This window comes from Streptomyces sp. NBC_01454, assembly GCF_036227565.1.
Taxonomy (GTDB): Bacteria; Actinomycetota; Actinomycetes; order Streptomycetales; family Streptomycetaceae; genus Streptomyces.
Window position 1 is genome coordinate 110,129 of sequence record NZ_CP109460.1, and the last position, 20,849, is coordinate 130,977.

8 protein-coding genes are annotated in these 20,849 nt (G+C 70.0%); 6 read left to right on the top strand and 2 right to left on the bottom strand.

The features are described 5' to 3' along the window. Together OIU81_RS00505 and OIU81_RS00510 are read right to left on the bottom strand one after the other, a co-directional pair. Entirely contained in the window at window positions 1–1,290 is a 1,290-nt protein-coding gene (locus tag OIU81_RS00505; RefSeq protein WP_329141910.1) for a sulfotransferase family protein, read from the bottom strand. A gap of 253 nt (window positions 1,291–1,543) precedes the next feature. Continuing rightward, window positions 1,544–2,281, bottom strand: a complete 738-nt coding sequence (locus OIU81_RS00510; protein ID WP_329141912.1) for a VC0807 family protein — start codon at window positions 2,279–2,281, stop codon at window positions 1,544–1,546. Window positions 2,282–2,691: 410 nt separating this feature from the next. Between OIU81_RS00510 and OIU81_RS00515 the strand changes: the two genes are divergently transcribed. The 6 genes from OIU81_RS00515 to OIU81_RS00540 all read left to right on the top strand — a co-directional run bounded on the left by OIU81_RS00515 (window position 2,692) and on the right by OIU81_RS00540 (window position 20,844). Next, a complete protein-coding gene (locus OIU81_RS00515; RefSeq protein WP_329141915.1) occupies window positions 2,692–3,924 on the top strand; it encodes a class I SAM-dependent methyltransferase in 1,233 nt (410 codons plus the stop codon). Window positions 3,925–4,229: 305 nt separating this feature from the next. Next, window positions 4,230–4,856 carry a dTDP-4-dehydrorhamnose 3,5-epimerase family protein gene (locus OIU81_RS00520; RefSeq protein ID WP_329141916.1) on the top strand — a complete coding sequence of 209 codons (627 nt, stop codon included), beginning with the start codon at window positions 4,230–4,232 and terminating at the stop codon, window positions 4,854–4,856. A 25-nt stretch (window positions 4,857–4,881) separates the two neighbouring features. Beyond that, entirely contained in the window at window positions 4,882–5,829 is a 948-nt protein-coding gene (locus OIU81_RS00525; RefSeq protein WP_329141918.1) for an NAD-dependent epimerase/dehydratase family protein, read from the top strand. Between the two features lie 293 nt (window positions 5,830–6,122). Next, on the top strand, window positions 6,123–6,905 hold the full coding sequence (locus OIU81_RS00530) for an ABC transporter ATP-binding protein (protein WP_329141920.1): 783 nt from the start codon (window positions 6,123–6,125) through the stop codon (window positions 6,903–6,905). Window positions 6,906–7,027: 122 nt separating this feature from the next. Next, a complete protein-coding gene (locus tag OIU81_RS00535) occupies window positions 7,028–7,783 on the top strand; it encodes an ABC transporter permease (RefSeq protein ID WP_329154769.1) in 756 nt (251 codons plus the stop codon). A 425-nt stretch (window positions 7,784–8,208) separates the two neighbouring features. Beyond that, window positions 8,209–20,844, top strand: coding sequence for an SDR family NAD(P)-dependent oxidoreductase (locus OIU81_RS00540; RefSeq protein WP_329141922.1), 12,636 nt, complete (start codon window positions 8,209–8,211; stop codon window positions 20,842–20,844). The last annotated feature ends 5 nt before the right edge of the window (window positions 20,845–20,849 follow it).

A 20,849-nucleotide genomic window follows, 5' to 3' on the forward strand; every position in this document is an offset into this window, starting at 1 on the left:
TCAGCGCTTCTCCTGAGGTACGTCGAAGCGGTCGTAGTAGAAGGCGAAGCGTTCCCTGAGTTCGGCGACGTTCAGGGCGAAGTCCTCGGCGGCGTAGCGGTGACGGCCGCTGCGGTGCTTCTCAGCCGTGGCGTACTCGCGCATGGCCTTCTCGGTGACGTCGTCCAGTTCGCGGCCGGCCGCCTCGTACACCCGGATCACTTCGCGGATCGGATCCTCGACGAGCGGGCGGAAGAACACATCCACGACCTGGTGCTCGTGGCCGGCGCGGTCCCGCAACGCGGCGCGCAGCGACCGCTCGATCGTGTCGGCGGCGAACGCCCCGATCAGATGCGGATTCGGGTGGTCGAAGTAGGCCCTGGCGCCGTAGGCGACCATATTGCTGAAAGAGATGACCGAGGTCACCGGGTCCCGGTGGGTCTGCACCACCGTGGCATCCCCGAAGGCTCCGAACAGCGGCACCAGCATTTCGGCGTGGCCGGGGGACTTCAGGACCCAGCGGTCACCGGCCGGGCGGCTCCACTGGAGAAACTGCAGGATGCGCTTGAAATAGCGGTAGCCCTCGGTGTGGTCGGCGCTGGTGTACCACTGGGCGTACGTGGGGACCAGCCCGAGGTCCTCGTACATGGGCGAGCAATGGCCCAGCGAGAGCAGGAGGTTGTCCTCTTCGGCCTCGTCGTGCACCAACTCGTGCATCGCGGACTGTTCGGGCAGGATCCGGTTGCTCATCCCGACCTCGACCCGGCTGGCCTTGATCCGGGGGTCGGGGTCCTTGCGGGGCGCAGTCAGATCACCGTCGGGCAGGGGATGCGTCGATTCCCACAGCGGAAGGGAGCGGGAGCGCGGGTCCCGGGCGATGAGCCGTTGCAGAAAGGTGGTGCCGGTGCGCGGTGCGCCGGTGATGAAGAGCGGTTCGGGTACCGGGGTGTCGAAGATCTCCGGGCGCCGTGCGGCCAGTTCCGCCAGTCGGAGCCGGGTCGACAGGTTTTTGACCAGCTGGCTGTGGAGCATGAACCGGCCGTTCGCGCTCAGCTGGACTTCGGTGTTGAGCGAGTGGCACAGCAGGGCCAGCGGCTCCTCAAAGGCGCCCTCCGAGGCCGCGGCCGGCACCTTGGTCCTGAGGGCCGCCTTGCGCTTGAGTGCCTCGGGCTCCAGCGGCCACAGCCGCTGCGCCAGCGGCCCGAGCAGCCCGTTCATCGCCCTGAGCGGCCACGGCAGGCGCGGGTGTGCCAGGAAGATGCCACGTGAGGTGAGCTCTTGGCGTTGCGGAAGCGGCACGTGGGTCAGCATCAACTTCTCCCATGACGGTGAACCGATCGCCGCTATTCTGGTCACGCGCTGTGCACACCCGGCAAGTGTGTTCAGGAATGACTAGGAGTTCTTCTGGGCTTCTCGAATTCGCCGCACAGGGAAGCCCGGGTACCGGTCGCAGACCCCTGAAAGCCCAGCGAAAGGGCGTGACAGCGCCATACCCAGGAAGCCGGTCACACGCCGTTCTGCTGCGTGATCGCCCACCTGGGTTTGAATTTCCGGTCGGCTCTTGTCAGGCCGTCCCGTCGCCCTTCATGTCCGCCGAGGGCCGGGATCCGGCCGACCGCCTCCCCCGCCCCCGTCCGGGAAAGAGCAACTGGAACACACCGGCCTTGTACAGGATGATGTGTGTGATCACCTGGAGCACGATGTAGGTCACGAAATACAGCGCTCCGTCGAGCGCCGGCACCGTATCGACGGAAAGGGTGTATGCCATGATCACGCGAAGCGCCGCGTCGACGAGCAGCCCGCACCCCCACAGCACGGTCAGGCCGCGCCAGACCCGGCGGAATTGCGGATCGGTGTGCCAAAGCCCTTCCAGGGTCTCCGACTTGCCCGGGAGCAGCGTCTTCATCGCCCGGTAGGTGAACGGACGAGAGGCGAACAGCGACCCGAGGATCCACAGCGCGATCAGCCCGGTGAACCAGCCGCCTCTGGCCAGGGTCATGCGGGGGCTGCCGGAGATGAGGGAGCCGATGCCGGCGAGCACGAGGATGACGATGACGAAGAGTCCGACGCTGTCGACCTTGCGCTGTTTGACGATGGAGTACCCGGTGTTGAGTGCCGGCGCGGCGGCGCTGATCAGCAGGGACACCAGTTCGCTGAAGCCGGCACTGCGCAGCACGTAGTAGAGCCCCACGGGAAGGACGACATCGCAGAGCAGGGTCACCGCGAACTGGCGGCGGACTGCGGTCTGCTCACGTTGGTTGCTGTCTTGTGCCAACTCGGTCTCGTCACGCAGTGCAGCCATTGCTGCTCCTTGACTCGTCTGTTGCCGCTCGTCCGTACGGGATCGGACCACTCTGCGAAAGAGTGCGTCACCCGAGCTCCCTCAGCCCTGATACCCAGATACCCACGGTGAGTTGCATAGCCAAGCAAAAAATAGCATACACAAGCAGGTGCGGCGACCCCTTGCCGCGGTGGTGCGGTAGCGCGGACCGGCTCCGGGGGGCAGAGCTTGCCACCGGCCCGTCAGGTAAGTGACTCCGGCGTACGGGTTCTGGAGCATTTTCCAGAATCCGCTCCGGAATCACGAGGACTCAAGCCTTCGGCATTAGGGTCACCGGCAGTTACCTGGCGGGGCTCGCCGCGCCTGGCGTGGGATCACGACGCCGGTTCCGATCCGGTCCAGCCGATGATGGAACGCGACCTGGAGAATCCATGATCACCGAAGACTGCCGTATCTGCGGCAACCGCAACCTGCTGCCGGTCCTCGACCTGGGCCCGCAGGCTCTCACCGGCGTCTTTCCCCGCACCCGGGACGAGGACGTCCCGACGGTCCCCCTGGAGTTGCTCAAGTGCTCACCGGACGGCTGCGGCCTCGTCCAGCTCCGCCACACCGCTGACTTCGGGCTGATGTACGGGGACCATTACGGCTACCGCTCCGGGATACGCCCGTTCATGGTCCAGCATCTCCACGGCAAGGTCGCGGCGATCACCGACCTGGTCGACCTCGGCCCCGACGACCTGGTCGTGGACATCGGCAGCAACGACTCGACGCTGCTGCGCGGCTACCCGACGCCCGGCCCGACGCTGGTCGGTATCGACCCGACCGGGCCGAAGTTCCGTGAGCACTACCCGCCGGATGCCGAGCTGATCCCCGACTTCTTCTCCCGTGAGCAGTTCACCGACCGGTTCGGCTCGCGCCGCGCCAAGGTGGTCACCTCCATCGCGATGTTCTACGACCTGCCGCGGCCGATGGCGTTCATGCAGGACGTCTACGACGTCCTCGACGACGACGGCATCTGGGTGATGGAGCAGAGCTACCTGCCGGCGATGATCGAGGGCACCGCCTACGACGTGGTGTGCCACGAGCACCTGGAGTACTACGCGCTGAGCCAGATCGAGTGGATGGCCGAGCGCGTCGGGTTCACGGTCCTCAAGGCCGAACTCACCAAGATCTACGGCGGCAGCCTCTGTGTGACGCTCGCCAAGCGGCCCGGCCGCTACCCCGTGGACGAGGCCGCGCTGGCTGCCATCCGCGCCAGGGAATCCGCGCTCGGGCTGGACACCATGGCCCCGTTCGAGGCGTTCGGCAAGCGCGTCCATGACTATCGCGACCGCCTTCGTGACTTCCTCGACGAGTCGCGCAAGGCAGGCAAGGTGACCCTCGGGTACGGCGCATCGACCAAGGGCAATGTCATCCTGCAGTTCTGCGGGCTCACCGAGGACGACCTGCCGTGCATCGGCGAGCCCAACGCGGAGAAGTCCGGCTGTTTCACCCCCGGCACGAAGATCCCCATCGTTTCCGAGGAGGAAGCCAAGTCCCGGCGGCCCGACCAGCTGCTGGTGCTTCCCTGGATCTACCGGGAGGGCTTCCTCGAGCGGGAGAGCGCCTTCATGGCCGGCGGCGGCAAGCTGATCTTCCCGCTGCCCGAACTCTCCGTCGTCTGACCGTGCCGCTCCGCCCGGCAGGGGCGTCCGGATCCGGCACTAGGGAATCTTCCACATGGGCCCCGCCCATACTGAGAGATCCACAGCCGGGTCCGGCCCGTCCCTCCGACCGGAAGACACGGACCGTGCGCGGTGCCGCATTGAGCCGCACCCGCCTGCCCACGGCACAAACCTGAATCCTAACGTGGTGGGAGCGCGAAAACGTGAGTGACATGAGGCGCAGCACCGAACCGATCCGGCCGCGGCGGCCCCTAGCGTGCCCCGCGGCGTCGTCCGCACACGACGCGACGGGCCGGTGATCCGGGATGCGTACCCGAGAGCTCGCTGTCGCCGGCGGATTCGAGTTCACGCCTGAGATCCATGAGGACCACCGCGGGCTGTTCGTCTCGCCGTTGCAGGACGAGGCGTTCGTCGCGGCGGTCGGCCACCGGTTCCCCGTGGCACAGACCAACCACAGCAGGTCGGCCAAAGGTGTGCTGCGCGGGCTCCACTTCACCGCCACTCCCCCGGGCCAGGTCAAGTACGTCCACTGCGCACGGGGGCGGGCACTGGACGCCGTCGTCGACGTCCGGGTGGGGTCACCCACCTTCGGCCAGTGGGACCTCGTCCAGATGGACTCGGAGTCCTTCCGGGCCGTGTACATCCCCGACGGGCTCGCCCACGCCTTCATGGCGCTGGAGGACGACACGGTCATGTCGTATCTCGTCAGCAGTGCCTACCGGGCGGAGCTGGAGCATGCGATCGATCCGTTTGACCCCGCGATCGGACTGCCCTGGCCGACCGACATGAAGACACTCCTCTCCGCGCGGGACTCCGTGGCGCCCAGTCTGGCCGAGGCCGAGGCCAAGGGGATGCTCCCGAAGTACGCCGACTGCCTGCCGGCCGTGCCGACGGTGTACCCCGACCGGTCGGGGGTCCGCGACCGTGACTGACGGGGCAACCGCCGTGGCACCGTTGATGCCGTCCCCTCGCCCGCTCCGTGTCGCGGTGCTGGGAGCCACCGGGTGTGTGGGCCGGCACGTCTGTACCGCCTTCGCGGCCGAGGGGAATGAAGTCGTCGCGATCGCCCGCCGGTATGCACCGCGCATCGCCGCCCACCGGTTCCAGCCCCTCGATGTCGCAGGCAGCGCGAGCGAAGAGCTCGCCCGGGTGCTGGCCGATGAGCACATCGACGTCGTGGTGAATGCCACCCTCGGCTGGGGAGACGAACTGCACTACACCAACGTGCAGTTGGTGGAACGACTCATCGGCGCGCTGGCGATGATGCAGACCCCTGTCCGACTGGTCCACCTCGGCACCATCCACGAGTACGGCCAAGTGCCCTCCGGCACGTCGATCCACGAGGACACCCCGCCGGCTCCGACCAATCCCTACGGCAAGGCGAAGCTCACCGCCTCGCGGATGGTCCTCGAGGCCGTGCGGAACGGCGCACTCAACGGCGTGGTGTTGAGGGTGGCGAACACCCTGGGGCCGTACCCCGCACTGGAGAGCTTCTTCGGTTCCCTGGCGGTCAGACTCCGGGGGACCGACGCGGCCACGGGCATCGAATTGACCATCGCCGATGCCCAGCGTGACTACGTGGACGTCCGGGACGCCGTGGACGCCGTGCTCAAAGCGGCCCGGATCACCCGCGCCGATCCGCTGGTCAACATCGGCTGCGGCCAGGCGATGAACGTACGGAAGCTGGTGACCGAGCTCGTCGCGGCGGCCGGGCTGCCGGCGGAGACGATCCGGGAGCAGCCGGGTGAGGTACACGGCAGGGGTGGCGACTGGGTCCAGGTCGACATCTCCCGCGCCGCACGCCTCCTCGGCTGGCAGCCCCGGTTCACCATCCGGGAATCGATGCGGGCCATGTGGGACACCGTCCACGCGGACCAGTCGCTCCCGGCCCGGAACGGCAACTGAACCCGACGCCCGCACCACTCCCCATGACCCCGGCACGAAACCGGCCGCAGCCGGCGTACCACCGGCCGGGGCAGCGGCGGGTGGGCCCTGTCGTACGTCGCGCGGGCAGGATCCCGGCATACGAGCACGCTCCACAACGGCCCAAACGCTGGGGATTTGCCCGTAGTTCGTCCGCACAGCGACTGGACCTCGAACTAATTTGCTCAACCATGTAAGAATATGCTTGAGCGAGCAAACCACAGGAGTGCGCGGAGAACCCGGCGAGACGCGCATCCGCGAGGCAGGAGGCCGCCATGACGACCCCGATCATCAGCGCCACGGGGCTCGCCCGTACGTTCATGACAAAGAAGGGCCCGGTCGAGGCGGTGCGGGGCATCGATCTCACGGTGTCCGCAGGCGAGATGCTCGGGTTCCTCGGCCCCAACGGCGCCGGCAAGACCACCACGATGCGCATGCTCACCACGTTGCTGCCCCCCACCGGGGGAAGTGCCACCGTCGCCGGGCACGATCTGGCCCGCGACCCGGCCGGGGTACGCCGGCACATCGGCTACGTCGCCCAGGTCAGCGGGGTCGACCCGGGCATCAGCGTGCGCGAGGAACTGGTCACCCAGTGCCGGCTGTACAGGCTCGGCAGGGCCGACGCCAAAAACCGTGCGCAGGAACTCGCCGAGGATCTCGACCTGGCAGACCTCCTCGACCGGCCCACCCGCGCGCTCTCCGGAGGCCAGCGGCGCCGTCTCGACATCGCCCTGGGCCTGACCCACCGGCCCGAGGTGCTCTTCCTCGACGAGCCGACGACCGGACTCGACCCCGGCAGCCGCTCCGACGTCTGGGATCTGGTGCGCCGCATCCGGGACGAGGGCACCACGGTCTTTCTCACCACGCACTACCTCGACGAGGCGGACGTCCTTTCCGACCGGCTCATTGTCGTCGACGACGGCCTGGTCGCCGCCGAGGGCACCCCGCAGGACCTGAAGCTGCGGTACACCGGCTCGGAAACAGCCAGCCTGCGTGAAGCCTTCCTGGCCATCACGGGACACCAGCCCCTCGCTCCCGACGCCCCGGTCGCTGTCTGATGCCCGCTCCCACGGAGGTTGACGTGCCGCACCCGTCCCCCGCCGCGTCCTCCATGACGACGGCGTCCCAGCCCGCGGAGGGTCCGTCCCGACGCCATGCGGCCAGGCGCGAGAGCTCCGGTCTGGCCGCACTCGTTGCCGACACCCGCCTGGTCTTCGGGCGCTATCTGCGACAGACGATGCGCGCCAAGCTCGGCCTGGTGGTGGGCGTCCTCATGCCGCTGCTCGTACTGCTCTTCTTCGGTCCGCTGCTGACGCGCATTCCACTCGGTACCGGCGGTGACGCCTGGCAGACGCTGGTGCCCGGGCTTCTGGTGCAACTCGGCATGTTCAGCGCCGCGTTCGCCGGCTTCGACATTCTCATCGAGCGGCAGCACGGTGTGATCGAACGGATGCAGGTCACCCCGGTCAGCCGGCTGGCCCTGCTCATGGGCCGCGTGCTGCGCGATGTGGTGAAGATGCTCGCCCAGTCCCTGCTCCTGGTGCTCGCGGGCGTGGCGATGGGCCTGCGCGCCCCGGTGCTCGGCATCCTCATCGGCTTTGTGTTCGTCTCCGCGCTCACGGTGGCGCTGGCTTCGCTGTCCTATGCGCTGGCCATGCGGCTGAAGTCCCCCGACGAGTTCGCGCCCGTGGTCAACACCGTCAACCTGCCGGTCATGCTGCTCTCCGGCATCCTGCTGCCGATGGCGCTCGCGCCCCACTGGCTGGACGTGGTATCGCGATTCGTGCCGCTGCGCTATCTGGTGGAAGCGGTCCGGGCCGCGTTCCTCGGCCAGTACGGCAGCACCGCGATGCTCCGCGGTGCACTGGTGGCAGGGGCACTCGCCGCGCTCTCGGTCTTCGTCGGCGCCCGGATCTTCCGCAAGGCCGGAGCCTAGCCGCCACTGCCCCTCGGTCCGCACCCGGTGCGGAATCCCGCGACCGGTGCCGCCCGCTGTCCCTGATCGTCACGTCCGGGCAGCGGGCGGACCACACACGCCACGGCCCGGGCCGGTGCCGCCCGCCTGGCCGGCCGGCACCGACTCGGGCTGCAGGTGCTCGCCGCCCGCTGGTACACCTCCCTCGGCAGCTGACGCCCTTTGACCGGCCGGACACCTGCCCGTCGTGGTCCGCACCGCGCGCCGCTCCTGTGGATTTCGCGAGGGAAACCCCTAGAGGGGGTCTGGTCATACTGGCCTGTGCCGGCAGGTTTCCGCGCTTCCGGGTCCACAGCCCGAGCGGCGATCGCAGCGCCTGAAGCGGCTCCGCCTGGTCGTCGGCGGTACCGCATCTCCGTTCCCCATGTGATTGGAATCCGAGAAGCGTGAGTGACAAATTCCGGAATGAGCTCATCCGGCCGCTGCATGAGCTGCTTGCGCGCAACGCCCGCCGTCTTCCGGAGAAGATCGCATTCCGGGACGCACGGCGGTCAGTGACCTACGGGGATCTGGAAGAGCGCACCCGCAAACTGGCCGGCCATCTCGTGGACCTGGGAGTGGCACGCGGTGACCGGGTGCTCCTGCGCATGGGCAACCGCGTCGAGATGGTGGAGTCCTACACGGCCGTGGTCCGGGCCGGTGCCATCGGCGTACCGCTCAATCCGCAGTCGACGGATTCCGAGCTCGCCCATCATCTCGACGACAGCGGTGCCGTCCTGGTGATCAGCGATGCCGCCCAGGCGGAGCAGGTGCGCAGAGTCATCGGACGGACGACGTCGGGCGGCACCGTCGTGGTGGTCGCAGCGGCCTCCGAAGTGCCGGGCGGAGCACTGCGGTTCGAGTCACTCGCGACCACCGAGCCCCAGAGCGCGGCGCGTGACGACTTGGGCCTGGACGAGCCTGCCTGGATGCTCTACACCTCGGGCACCACGGGGCGTCCCAAGGGTGTGGTGTCGACGCAACGTGCCTCACTGTGGGCTACGGCGGCCTGCACCGCACCCCTACTCGGCCTGGGCCCGGAGGACCGGGTGCTGTGGCCGATGCCCCTGTTCCACGCCGTATCGCACAACGTCGCCGTACTGGGCGTGCTGGCCGTCGGCGCCACGGCACACCTCATGGTGGGCGCGGCGGCCGACGAAATCCTGCAGGCGGCACAGGAGGACCGGGCCACCTTCCTGGTGGCCGTACCGACCCTGTTCCACCGCATGCTGGAGCTCGGGCGTGAGAGGGGCGGCGAACTCCCCTTCCTGCGGGTCTGCTTGGCAGCCGGTTCGCCCTGCTCGGCCACCCTGCACGAAGCCTTCGAGGACACCTTCGGCATCCGTCTGCTCGACAGCTACGGGAGCACCGAGACCGGTGGTGCCATCACCACGCACGTCCCGGACGGCCCCAAGGTGCCGGGATCCTGCGGGCAGCCGCTGCCCGGGCTCGCCCTGCGGCTGACGAATCCCCGGACCGGCGCGGAGGTCGCCACGGGCGAAGAGGGCGAGGTGTGGGTCAGCAGCCCGGCGCTCATGCTCGGCTACCACAACCAGCCGGAGGAAACCCGTGCGGTGCTCCATGACGACTGGTACCGCACCGGCGACCTCGGTCGCCAGGACGCGTCGGGCTTCCTCACACTCACCGGCCGGGTCAGGGAACTCATCATCCGAGGCGGGGAGAACATCCATCCGCGGGAGATCGAGGAAGTCCTGACGCGGGTGCGCGGAGTGCAGGACGCCGCGGTGGCCGGCCGGCCGCACGACGTGCTCGGCGAAGTGCCCGTCGCCTATGTCGTCCCAGGCCCCGAAGGCATCGACGCGGGGGTGCTCCTGGAAACCTGCCGGCGGGAGCTGTCCGCTTTCAGGGTGCCCGACGAGTTCCGCAGCATCGCCGAGGTCCCCCGCAACGCGGCAGGGAAAATCGCCCGTCAGCGCCTGGCGGACCGTCCCGGCACCCTGCTCACCGTCAATCCCGCGGTCGGTCTCCGTCCGGAGGTGTCCACCCCCACAGGCGGCACCGGCACACCGGAGGTCTTCGGCCCGGCACTCCTCCCCGCGGACGACGGAGCGCCGGTCGGCGGCCGCGGTCTGCTGGACCTCGTGCGCTCCGCTGTCACCGAGGTCCTCGGGCTCGGCTCCGTCCAGGAGGTGCCGGCGGACCGGCCGCTGCACGAACTCGGTTTCACCTCGCTGGCCGCGGTGGCCCTGCGCGATCGGCTGTCCGCCGCCACCGGACGGCAACTGTCGGCCGCCCTCGCCTACGACTATCCGACGGTGACCGCCCTGGCCTCTTACCTTGAGGGTGCACTGCTGAACACCGCGCCCCCGGCCGACGACACCGCGGACGTCGGGCCCGTCCCCCCGGATGAGCCCGTGGCCATCGTCGCGATGGGCTGCCGGCTCCCCGGCGGAGCCCACTCCCCGCAGGAGCTGTGGAACCTGCTGACGGCCGAGACCGACGCAGTCGGCCCGTTCCCCACGGACCGGGGCTGGGATCTGGACCGGCTGCTGGACGAGGAGTTCGGCGGCGGCGGAACGTCGTCGGCCCGTCAGGGCGCGTTCCTGGACGACATGGGTCGGTTCGACGCCGCGTTCTTCGGGATCTCGCCGCGGGAGGCGCTGGCGATGGACCCGCAGCAGCGGCTGCTGCTGGAGACATCCTGGGAGACCTTCGAACGCGCGGGCATCGACCCCACATCGCTCAAAGGCAGCCGCACCGGTGTCTTCGCCGGGGTGATGCACAGCGGCTACGGGCCCGGGCTCTACGACCGCGCACCGGAGAACCTGGAGGGGTACCTCGGCAACGGCTCGGCCGTCAGTATCGCCTCCGGACGCATCGCCTACACCTACGGTCTGGAGGGTCCTGCGCTCACGGTGGACACGGCGTGCTCGTCCTCCCTGGTCGCTCTGCATCTGGCGGCGCAGTCACTGCGGCAGGGTGAGTGCACCCTGGCACTGGCCGGCGGGGTGACCGTCCTGGCGACCCCCGCCGCGCTCGTCGAGTTCAGCCGCCAGGGCGCACTCTCCGCCGACGGTCGGTGCAAGGCCTACGCGGCAGCCGCCAACGGGACCGGGTTCTCGGAGGGTGTGGGGTTGGTGCTGTTGGAGCGGTTGTCCGACGCCCGGCGCAACGGGCACCCGGTCCTGGCCGTCATCCGTGGTTCCGCGGTCAATCAGGACGGCGCCTCCAACGGCCTGACCGCCCCGAACGGCCTTGCCCAGCAGCGGGTCATCCGCTCCGCCCTCGCTCACGCCGGCCTGTCGGGCGCCGACATCGACGCCGTCGAGGGCCACGGCACCGGCACCACCCTGGGTGACCCGATCGAGGCACGGGCCCTCCTGGCGACATACGGCCAGGACCGCCCGGACGACCGGCCCCTGTGGCTGGGGTCGGTGAAGTCAAACATCGGCCACACGCAGGCCGCGGCCGGGGTCGTCGGGGTGATCAAGATGGTGCAGGCCATGCACCACGGCGTCCTCCCCCGCACCCTCCACGTCGACGCGCCCTCCCCTCATGTCGACTGGACCACCGGTGAGGTACGGCTGCTGGCCGAGGCGCAGGCGTGGCCGGAGAGCGGACATCCGCGCCGGGCGGGGGTCTCCTCTTTCGGAGCAAGCGGAACCAATGCCCACGTGATCCTGGAGGAGTCGCCGGACGCGCCCGCAGCACCCCCGTCCGGCCCCGACAACGACAACAGCACCGGCACCGGCTCTGACACACATCCGGCGGGCAAGGACGCCACCGTCCTGCCCCTGGTGATCTCAGCACGCGACCAACAAGCACTCCACGCACACGCCGAACAACTCGCCACCTTCCTCGACCACCACCCCCACACCCCCCTCCACGACATCACCCACACCCTCGCAACCCGCACCACCTTCGAACACCGCGCAGCCCTCACCCACACCACCCACACCGAACTCGCCACCGCCCTACGCACCCTCCACACCCCAACCCCCCACACCCACACCCACACCGGACCCACCCTCACCGACCCCGTCTTCGTCTTCCCCGGCCAAGGCAGCCAATGGCAAGGCATGGCCCTCGACCTCCTCCACACCAACCCCACCTTCACCCAACAACTCCACGCCTGCCAAGAAGCCCTCGACCCCCACATCGACTGGACCCTCACCGGCGTCCTCAACAACCAACCCCACCAACCCCCCCTCGACCGCGTCGACGTCGTCCAACCCACCCTCTGGGCCGTCATGGTCTCCCTCGCCACCACCTGCCAAACCCTCGGCATCCAACCCGCCGCAGTCCTCGGCCACTCCCAAGGCGAAATCGCCGCCGCCACCATCGCCGGCGCACTCACCCTCCACGACGCCGCCCGCATCACCGCCCTCCGCTCCCAACTCCTCACCACCCTCACCGGCAACGGCGCCATGACCTCCCTCGCCACCGACCCCCACACCGCCCAAACCCTCATCAACACCCTCCACCTCGACGCCCACATCGCCGCCATCAACAGCCCCACCCACACCGTCATCTCCGGCACACCCCAAGCCCTCAACCAACTCCAACACCACTGCGACCACCACCACATCCGCGCCCGCCAAATCCCCGTCGACTACGCCTCCCACTCACCCCAAATGGAACAACTCCACGACAAACTCCTCCACCACCTCACACCCATCACCCCCCAACCCACCACCACCCCCTACTACTCCTCCCTCACCGGAACACACCTCAACGGCACCGAACTCACCCCCGAATACTGGTACCAAAACCTCCGCCACACCGTCGACTTCCACACCGCCACCCAAACCCTCCTCAACACCCACCACCACACCTACCTCGAAATCAGCCCCCACCCCGTCCTCACCCTCCCCCTCCAACAAACCCTCCAACACCACCTCCCCCCCACCACCCCACACACCATCCTCCCCACCCTCACCCGCAAACACAGCACCCAAAACGACCTCCTCACCACCATCGCCACCGCCTACACCCAAGGCATCCCCCTCCACCCCACCCCCACCACACCACCCCACCCCAACCTCCCCACCTACCCCTTCCAAGGCCACCACCACTGGCTGAGCAGCGTTCCGGCCGGTGGCGACCCGGAATCGGTCGGACAGCGGATGGTCACGCATCCCTTGCTGGGCGCGGCGATCCACACGGCGGATGCGGAAGGTCTGGTACTGACCGGTCGGGTGTCCATGGCGTCGCATCCCTGGCTCGCCGATCACGAGGTACGTGGTTCCGTCCTCTTCCCCGGCACTGCCTTCGTCGAGGCGGCGATCCGCGCCGGTGACGAGGTCGGCTGCGCTGCCCTGGAGGAGCTGGTACTGGAAGCCCCGATGGTCCTGGCCGCTGAGGAAGCGGTGAGTCTGCAGATCGCGGTGGGCGCACCGGATGCGTCGGGACGGCGCGCGGTGAGCATCCACTCCGCACCGCAGGACGCTACGGAGAGCGCCGCCGGGGAGGATCCTGTGTGGCTGCGGCACGCGAGTGGATTCCTGCGGCCGGACGAGCCGGACACGGCGGACACGGCGGACCCGACGCACACCGCGGAGGCCCTGAGCCCGTGGCCGCCCCGGGGTGCGGAAGCCGTGCCCGTGGAGGGAGCCTACGAGCAGCTGCGTGGTGCGGGCTACGGATACGGCCCGCTCTTTCGGGGACTGCGGGCCATGTGGCGCCGGGGCGGCGAGGTGTTCGCCGAGGTCGCGCTCGCGGAGGAGGGCCCCGCGGCGGACTGGGGCGTGCATCCGGGGCTGCTGGACTCGGCCCTGCATCCAGACATCCTCGACAAGCTGGTGGACGCCGGCTCCGAAGGGCTGCGCCTGCCCTTTTCCTGGCACTCGGTGCGGCTGTTCGCATCGGGGGCGACCGCACTGCGGGTTCGTCTGACGTCGGGTGCCGAAGGCGTGTCGCTGTTCGCCGTGGATCCGGCGGGGCAGCCCGTCCTCTCGGTCGCGGCGATGAACACCCGGCCGGTGGCGGACGGGACGGAGGCGCCGGTCGCCCAGCTGGTCCGGCAGTCGCTCTTCCGGACGGACTGGACACCGCTGTCGCCGACACCGTCGGCAGCCCCCGCGGCCGGACACTGGTCCGTGGTGAGCCCCGATGCGGAGGAACTGGCCGGCGCTCTGCGGGCCGCGGGCATCGACGCACGGGGCCATGAGCGGCTGCAGGACGTGCCGAGGACGGCGGACGGCGCACAGCCCGGTGAGGAGGCACCGGCCACCGACGTGGTACTCCTCTCCTTCCCACCCGTGCAAGGAGGTGCCGTCGCGCCGGCCGAAGCGGCCCGCACGGCCGTGCACCGGGCCCTGTCCGGCATCCAGGCCTGGCTGGACGACGCGCGTTTCGAGGCGACCCATCTGGTCGTGGCCACCCGCGGGGCGGTCGCGGCGGGCCCCGATGCCGAGGTCTTCGACCTCGCCGGCGCGCCGCTGTGGGGACTGGTGCGGTCGGCCCAGGCCGAGCATCCGGGGCGGATCACCCTGGTCGACCTGGACCCCGGTACGGAACCGGCCGGCACCGCGGCTTCCGACACGGACGCCGCAGCTGTGCTGGCGGCCGTCGCCGCGGACGAGCCACAACTCGCGGTACGCGCAGGCACGTTCCTGCTTCCCAGGCTGGCGCGTGCCTCCGAGGCGGCGGTACGCCCGGATGCGGGGCTCGATCCCGAAGGGGTCGTCGTCGTGACCGGCGGCACCGGCGGGCTCGGAAGGATCCTGGCCACCCATCTGGTCACCGCGCACGGTGCACGCCATTTGCTGTTGCTGAGCAGGAGCGGCCCGGACGCGCCGGGCGCCGCCGCATTGGAGGCGGAACTGGCCTCGCACGGGGCGAGCGTCTCGGTCGTGGCGTGCGACGTGGCCGACCGCGAGGCGCTGGCCGCGGTGCTCGGCGGGCTGGACCGCCCGCTCACCGCCGTGGTGCACACGGCGGGCGTACTGGACGATGCCATGCTTCCGGCGTTGACGCCGCAGCGGATGGACACCGTGCTGCGGCCCAAGGTCGATGCAGCGATGCATCTGCACGAGCTGACCCGGGATGCGGACCTGGCGCAGTTCGTGCTTTTCTCCTCGGTCGCCGGGGTCCTCGGCGGGCCGGGCCAGGCCAACTACGCGGCGGCCAACGCCTTCCTCGACGCCCTGGGCCTGCACCGTCGTGCCCTCGGCCTGCCGGCCACGACGGTGGCCTGGGGGCTGTGGGAGGACGGCGGGCTGACCGCCCACCTGGGCGACACCGATCTGCGCCGGATCGCACGCAATGGTGTACGGGCCCTGTCGGCCGAGCAGGGGGCGGCACTGTTTGACGCCGCGCTCGCCCGCGACGGGGCGGCCTTCGTGGCCGCACGACTCGATTTCGGGACGCTGCGCCGGCGCTCCGGCCCCATTCCGCCCTTGCTGCGGGATCTCGTACGGACCCCTGCCAGGCGTACGGCGGCCGGGGGCGCCGGGCCGGATGAGGGGGTCGCCGGGGAGTGGCTGGCGGGGCTGTCGACGGCGGAGGCGGAGCGGGCGCTACTCGATCTGGTCCGCACGCATGCCGCGACGGTCCTGGGACACGAGTCCGTGGCGGAGATGCCGTCCGACGGTGTCTTCAAGGACCTCGGGTTCGACTCCCTGACCGCGGTGGAGCTGCGCAACCGCCTCAACGACCTCACCGGTTTGCGGCTCGCCCCGACGGTGATCTTCGACCATCCGACGGTCGAAAGCCTCGCCGCGCACCTGCTGGAAACCTGGAGCGGGACCTCCTCGTCCACGGCAGTGCCCGTACGGGCACTGCCGGCCGGGTCGGACGACGAAGACATGATCGCGATCGTGGCCATGGGCTGCCGCTATCCCGGGGGCGTCGCCTCCCCGCAAGGGCTGTGGGACCTGGTGGCCTCGGGGACCGACGCCGTGACCGGCTTCCCCTCCGACCGGGGCTGGGACCTGGATGGACTCTACGACCCGGACCCCGACAAGCCCGGCACCTCTTATGCGCGGGAGGGCGCGTTCCTGGACGAGGCGGGTCGGTTCGACGCCGCGTTCTTCGGGATCTCGCCGCGGGAGGCGCTGGCGATGGACCCGCAGCAGCGGCTGCTGCTGGAGACATCGTGGGAGACCTTCGAACGCGCGGGCATCGAGCCGACGTCCCTGAAGGGCAGCGCGACCGGTGTGTTCGTCGGGGCACTGGCGCAGGAGTACGGCTCGACCCTGCTGCACGAGGCGCCGGCGGGCCTGGACGGCGCGCTGTTGACGGGCAACGCGCTCAGCCTGGCCTCGGGCCGGTTGTCCTACTTCCTGGGACTGCAGGGTCCTGCGCTCACAGTGGACACGGCGTGCTCGTCCTCCCTGGTCGCTCTGCACCTGGCGGCGCAGTCACTGCGGCAGGGTGAGTGCACCCTGGCACTGGCCGGCGGGGTGACCGTCATCGCGACGCCGGGCACCTTCACCGCGTTCAGCACCCAACGCGCCATGTCCCCCGACGGCCGGTGCAAGCCGTTCGCTGAAGCGGCGGACGGCACCGGCTGGGGTGAGGGTGTGGGGTTGGTGCTGCTGGAGCGGTTGTCCGACGCCCGCCGCAACGGGCACCCGGTCCTGGCCGTCATCCGTGGTTCCGCGGTCAATCAGGACGGCGCCTCCAACGGCCTGACCGCCCCGAACGGCCTTGCCCAGCAGCGGGTCATCCGCTCCGCCCTCGCACACGCCGGCCTGTCGGCCACCGACATCGACGCCGTCGAGGGCCACGGCACCGGCACCACCCTGGGTGACCCGATCGAGGCGCAGGCCCTCCTGGCGACATACGGCCAGGACCGCCCGGACGACCGGCCGCTGTGGCTGGGGTCGGTGAAGTCAAACATCGGGCACACGCAGGCCGCGGCCGGGGTAGCCGGAGTGATCAAGATGGTGCAGGCCATGCACCACGGCATCCTCCCCCGCACCCTCCACGTCGACGCGCCCTCCCCCCATGTCGACTGGACCACCGGCGCCGTGGAACTGCTCACCGAGCAGGGGCCCTGGCCGGCTGCGCACGGACGCCGTCGGGCGGGGGTCTCCTCCTTCGGCATCAGTGGGACCAATGCCCATCTGATCCTGGAGGAGTCGCCGGACGCGCCCGCAGCACCCCCGTCCGGCCCCGACAACGGCACCGACGCCGGCACCGGCTCTGACACACAGCCGGCGGGCAAGGACGCCACCGTCCTGCCCCTGGTGATCTCAGCACGCGACCAACAAGCACTCCACGCACACGCCGAACAACTCGCCACCTTCCTCGACCACCACCCCCACACCCCCCTCCACGACATCACCCACACCCTCGCAACCCGCACCACCTTCGAACACCGCGCAGCCCTCACCCACACCACCCACACCGAACTCGCCACCGCCCTACGCACCCTCCACACCCCAACCCCCCACACCCACACCCACACCGGACCCACCCTCACCGACCCCGTCTTCGTCTTCCCCGGCCAAGGCAGCCAATGGCAAGGCATGGCCCTCGACCTCCTCCACACCAACCCCACCTTCACCCAACAACTCCACGCCTGCCAAGAAGCCCTCGACCCCCACATCGACTGGACCCTCACCGGCGTCCTCAACAACCAACCCCACCAACCCCCCCTCGACCGCGTCGACGTCGTCCAACCCACCCTCTGGGCCGTCATGGTCTCCCTCGCCACCACCTGCCAAACCCTCGGCATCCAACCCGCCGCAGTCCTCGGCCACTCCCAAGGCGAAATCGCCGCCGCCACCATCGCCGGCGCACTCACCCTCCACGACGCCGCCCGCATCACCGCCCTCCGCTCCCAACTCCTCACCACCCTCACCGGCAACGGCGCCATGACCTCCCTCGCCACCGACCCCCACACCGCCCAAACCCTCATCAACACCCTCCACCTCGACGCCCACATCGCCGCCATCAACAGCCCCACCCACACCGTCATCTCCGGCACACCCCAAGCCCTCAACCAACTCCAACACCACTGCGACCACCACCACATCCGCGCCCGCCAAATCCCCGTCGACTACGCCTCCCACTCACCCCAAATGGAACAACTCCACGACAAACTCCTCCACCACCTCACACCCATCACCCCCCAACCCACCACCACCCCCTACTACTCCTCCCTCACCGGAACACACCTCAACGGCACCGAACTCACCCCCGAATACTGGTACCAAAACCTCCGCCACACCGTCGACTTCCACACCGCCACCCAAACCCTCCTCAACACCCACCACCACACCTACCTCGAAATCAGCCCCCACCCCGTCCTCACCCTCCCCCTCCAACAAACCCTCCAACACCACCTCCCCCCCACCACCCCACACACCATCCTCCCCACCCTCACCCGCAAACACAGCACCCAAAACGACCTCCTCACCACCATCGCCACCGCCTACACCCAAGGCATCCCCCTCCACCCCACCCCCACCACACCACCCCACCCCAACCTCCCCACCTACCCCTTCCAAGGCCACCACCACTGGCTGAAGGCGGCCCCAGGGGCGTCCCGCGGTGGTGCCGGTATCGGGGCGGTGCGCGCAGAGCACGCGCTTCTGGGGGCGGTCGTCGAACTCCCCGACTCCGAGGCGGTGTTGTTCACGGGACGACTGTCGACGGCCGGCTACGGCTGGCTCGCCCGGCGCGACATCGGCGGTGCCCCCCTCGTACCCGAATCGGTGCTGGTCGAACTGGCCGGCCGGGCCGGTGATCAGGTGGGCCTCGGGAAGCTGGCGGAGCTGACGGTGCAGACCCCGCTGGTACTGCCGGAGTCCGGTGCCGTCCAGCTCCGGGTCACGGTCGGTGAGCCCGGGGAGACGGGGACACGTCCGGTGTCCGTGCACGCACGGCGGGGCGACGAAGGCGTCGGACGGCCATGGACGTGCCATGCCACGGGCTTGCTGACCGAGGAAGGTTCGACGCCCTCTTGGGACCTGGAGGCCTGGCCCCCGGCCGAGGCCGAGGACGCACCGTCCGCCCCGGAAGGGGCGGACGTCCCAGGGAGCTCCGAGGCGGTCGTGTCCGCCGTGTGGCGACGTGGCGACGAGCTCTTCGCGGAAGTCGCCCTGCCCGAGCAGCTGCGGGCGGAGGCAGCGGAGTTCGGACTGCACCCGGTCCTGACCAACGCGGCGCTGGATCTGCTGCCGATCGACGACGTGCTGCCGGAGCCCGCACGGCCGTCGCGAGCCGTGGACTGGCAGGGGGTTTCCCTGCACGCCTCCGGGGCCTCCGTCCTGCGGGTGCGCATCAGCCCCCTGCCGGACGGCTCCTTCTCGGTACGGGCGGCCGATGCCACCGGCGCCCCGGTGCTGACGGTGGAGTCGCTGACGCTGCGACCGGTTTCCCGGAGCGGTGTCCGTGCGGCGGGCGCCGCCCAGCAGGACGGGCTGTTCGGCGTGGAGTGGACCGAGGTGGACCTCGCGGCGGTGGCCGGCGCGGCGCCCGCCACGTGGGCAGTCGTCGGCGAGGACACGCTGCGGGTTCGGTCGGGGCTGATGTCAGCGGGCCAGTACGCCGAGACGTACCCCGATCTGGCGGCGTTGTCCGCGGCCGTCGGTGACTCCTCCGAAGCACCCGCGGTGGTCGTGGTGACCTGCGCGTCCGAGGCGTCGGGGGCAGTGGAGCGGACCGGCGGGGAACTCGCGGGCGCCGTCCACGACACCACGCGGCGGGCGCTGGAGTGGGCACGGTCCTGGGTGACGACACCCGCGTTCGACCGGTCCCGGATGGTATTCCTGACCCGGGGTGCGGTGCCCGCCTGGGAAGGCGGCGGGGTGAGCGGCCGGCTCGACCTCACAGCGGCCGCGGTCTGGGGACTGGTGCGCTCGGCGCAGACCGAATTCCCGGGCCGCTTCCTGCTGGTGGATACCGATGGCGGCAAGCCGGCCTGGCGTGCGCTGCTCAAAGCCGTGGGCTCCGACGAGCCGCAATGGGCCCTGCGCAAGCGGGCGGTACGGGTGCCGCGGCTGGCCCGCCTCTCTCCCGTGAGCGATGCCGGTGCGGCGGCGCTGCCCGAAGGCGCTCAGGGCACGGTACTGGTCACCGGCGGAACGGGCCTGCTGGGCTCCGCGGTGGCGCGTCACCTGGTCGCGGAACACGGCGTACGGGACGTGCTGCTGACGGGCCGGCAGGGCCTCGGCGCACCGGGCGCGGTCGAGCTCCAGGCGGAACTGACCGCATCGGGTGCGCGGGTCACCGTGGCCGCCTGCGATGTGACGGATCGCCAGGCACTGGCCGACCTGCTGGCGGGCATTCCGGCGGACCGTCCGCTACGGGCCGTGATGCACACCGCCGGTGCGCTCGACGACGGGGTCATTCCGTCCCTGACGCCCGACCGGCTGAGCGCGGTGCTGCGGCCCAAGGTGGACGCGGTGCTCGCGCTGCGCGAGGCGACCCGGGATGCGGACCTGTCGGCGTTCGTGTTGTTCTCGTCGGTCGCGGGCATCCTCGGCGGCGCGGGACAGGGCAACTACGCGGCGGCCAATGCCTTCCTGGACACGTTCGCGTACGAGGCACGCTCCCAGGGAGTCCCCGCTACCTCGATCGCCTGGGGCATATGGGGTGGTCGTGACCTGCTCACCGCGGGCAAGGCGCGGCTGGCGCTACCGGGGGTGGGGGAACTCCCTCCGGCGCACGGGCTCCAGTTGTTCGACGCGGCGCGCGGGCTGGGGCACGGGCTCACCGTCGCGGCCCGGCTGGACTTCGGTGTGCTGCACGAGCGGGCCAGGGCCGGTGAGGCACCTGCGCTGCTCCGTTCGCTGCTGCCGGCCCCGGCGCGCCGGTCGGCGCAGGACACCCCGGCAAAGCCGTCGGAATTGCGGCACCTGCTGGCCGCGATGACCGACGAGGAACGCGACGCGACGCTGACCGATCTTGTGCGGGAACAGATCGCGGCCGTGTTGGGGTACTCGTCCGCAGACTCGGTGACCGCGACCACGGAGCTGAACGGGCTCGGCTTCGACTCCCTGACCTCGCTCACCCTCCGCAACGCCCTGAACAACGTCGTCAAGCTCCCCCTGGCTCCTGGCGTGGCGTTCGACTTCACGACACCCGTCGAACTGGCCCGGCACATCAAGGAACAGCTGCTCGCCTGAACCGG

Excerpts from the sequence above, each read along its gene's own strand:
- OIU81_RS00505 (WP_329141910.1), bottom strand. The coding sequence starts at position 1,290 with ATGCTGACCCACGTGCCGCTTCCGCAACGCCAAGAGCTCACCTCACGT.
- OIU81_RS00510 (WP_329141912.1), bottom strand. The coding sequence starts at position 2,281 with ATGGCTGCACTGCGTGACGAGACCGAGTTGGCACAAGACAGCAACCAA.
- OIU81_RS00515 (WP_329141915.1), top strand. The coding sequence starts at position 2,692 with ATGATCACCGAAGACTGCCGTATCTGCGGCAACCGCAACCTGCTGCCG.
- OIU81_RS00520 (WP_329141916.1), top strand. The coding sequence starts at position 4,230 with ATGCGTACCCGAGAGCTCGCTGTCGCCGGCGGATTCGAGTTCACGCCT.
- OIU81_RS00525 (WP_329141918.1), top strand. The coding sequence starts at position 4,882 with ATGCCGTCCCCTCGCCCGCTCCGTGTCGCGGTGCTGGGAGCCACCGGG.
- OIU81_RS00530 (WP_329141920.1), top strand. The coding sequence starts at position 6,123 with ATGACGACCCCGATCATCAGCGCCACGGGGCTCGCCCGTACGTTCATG.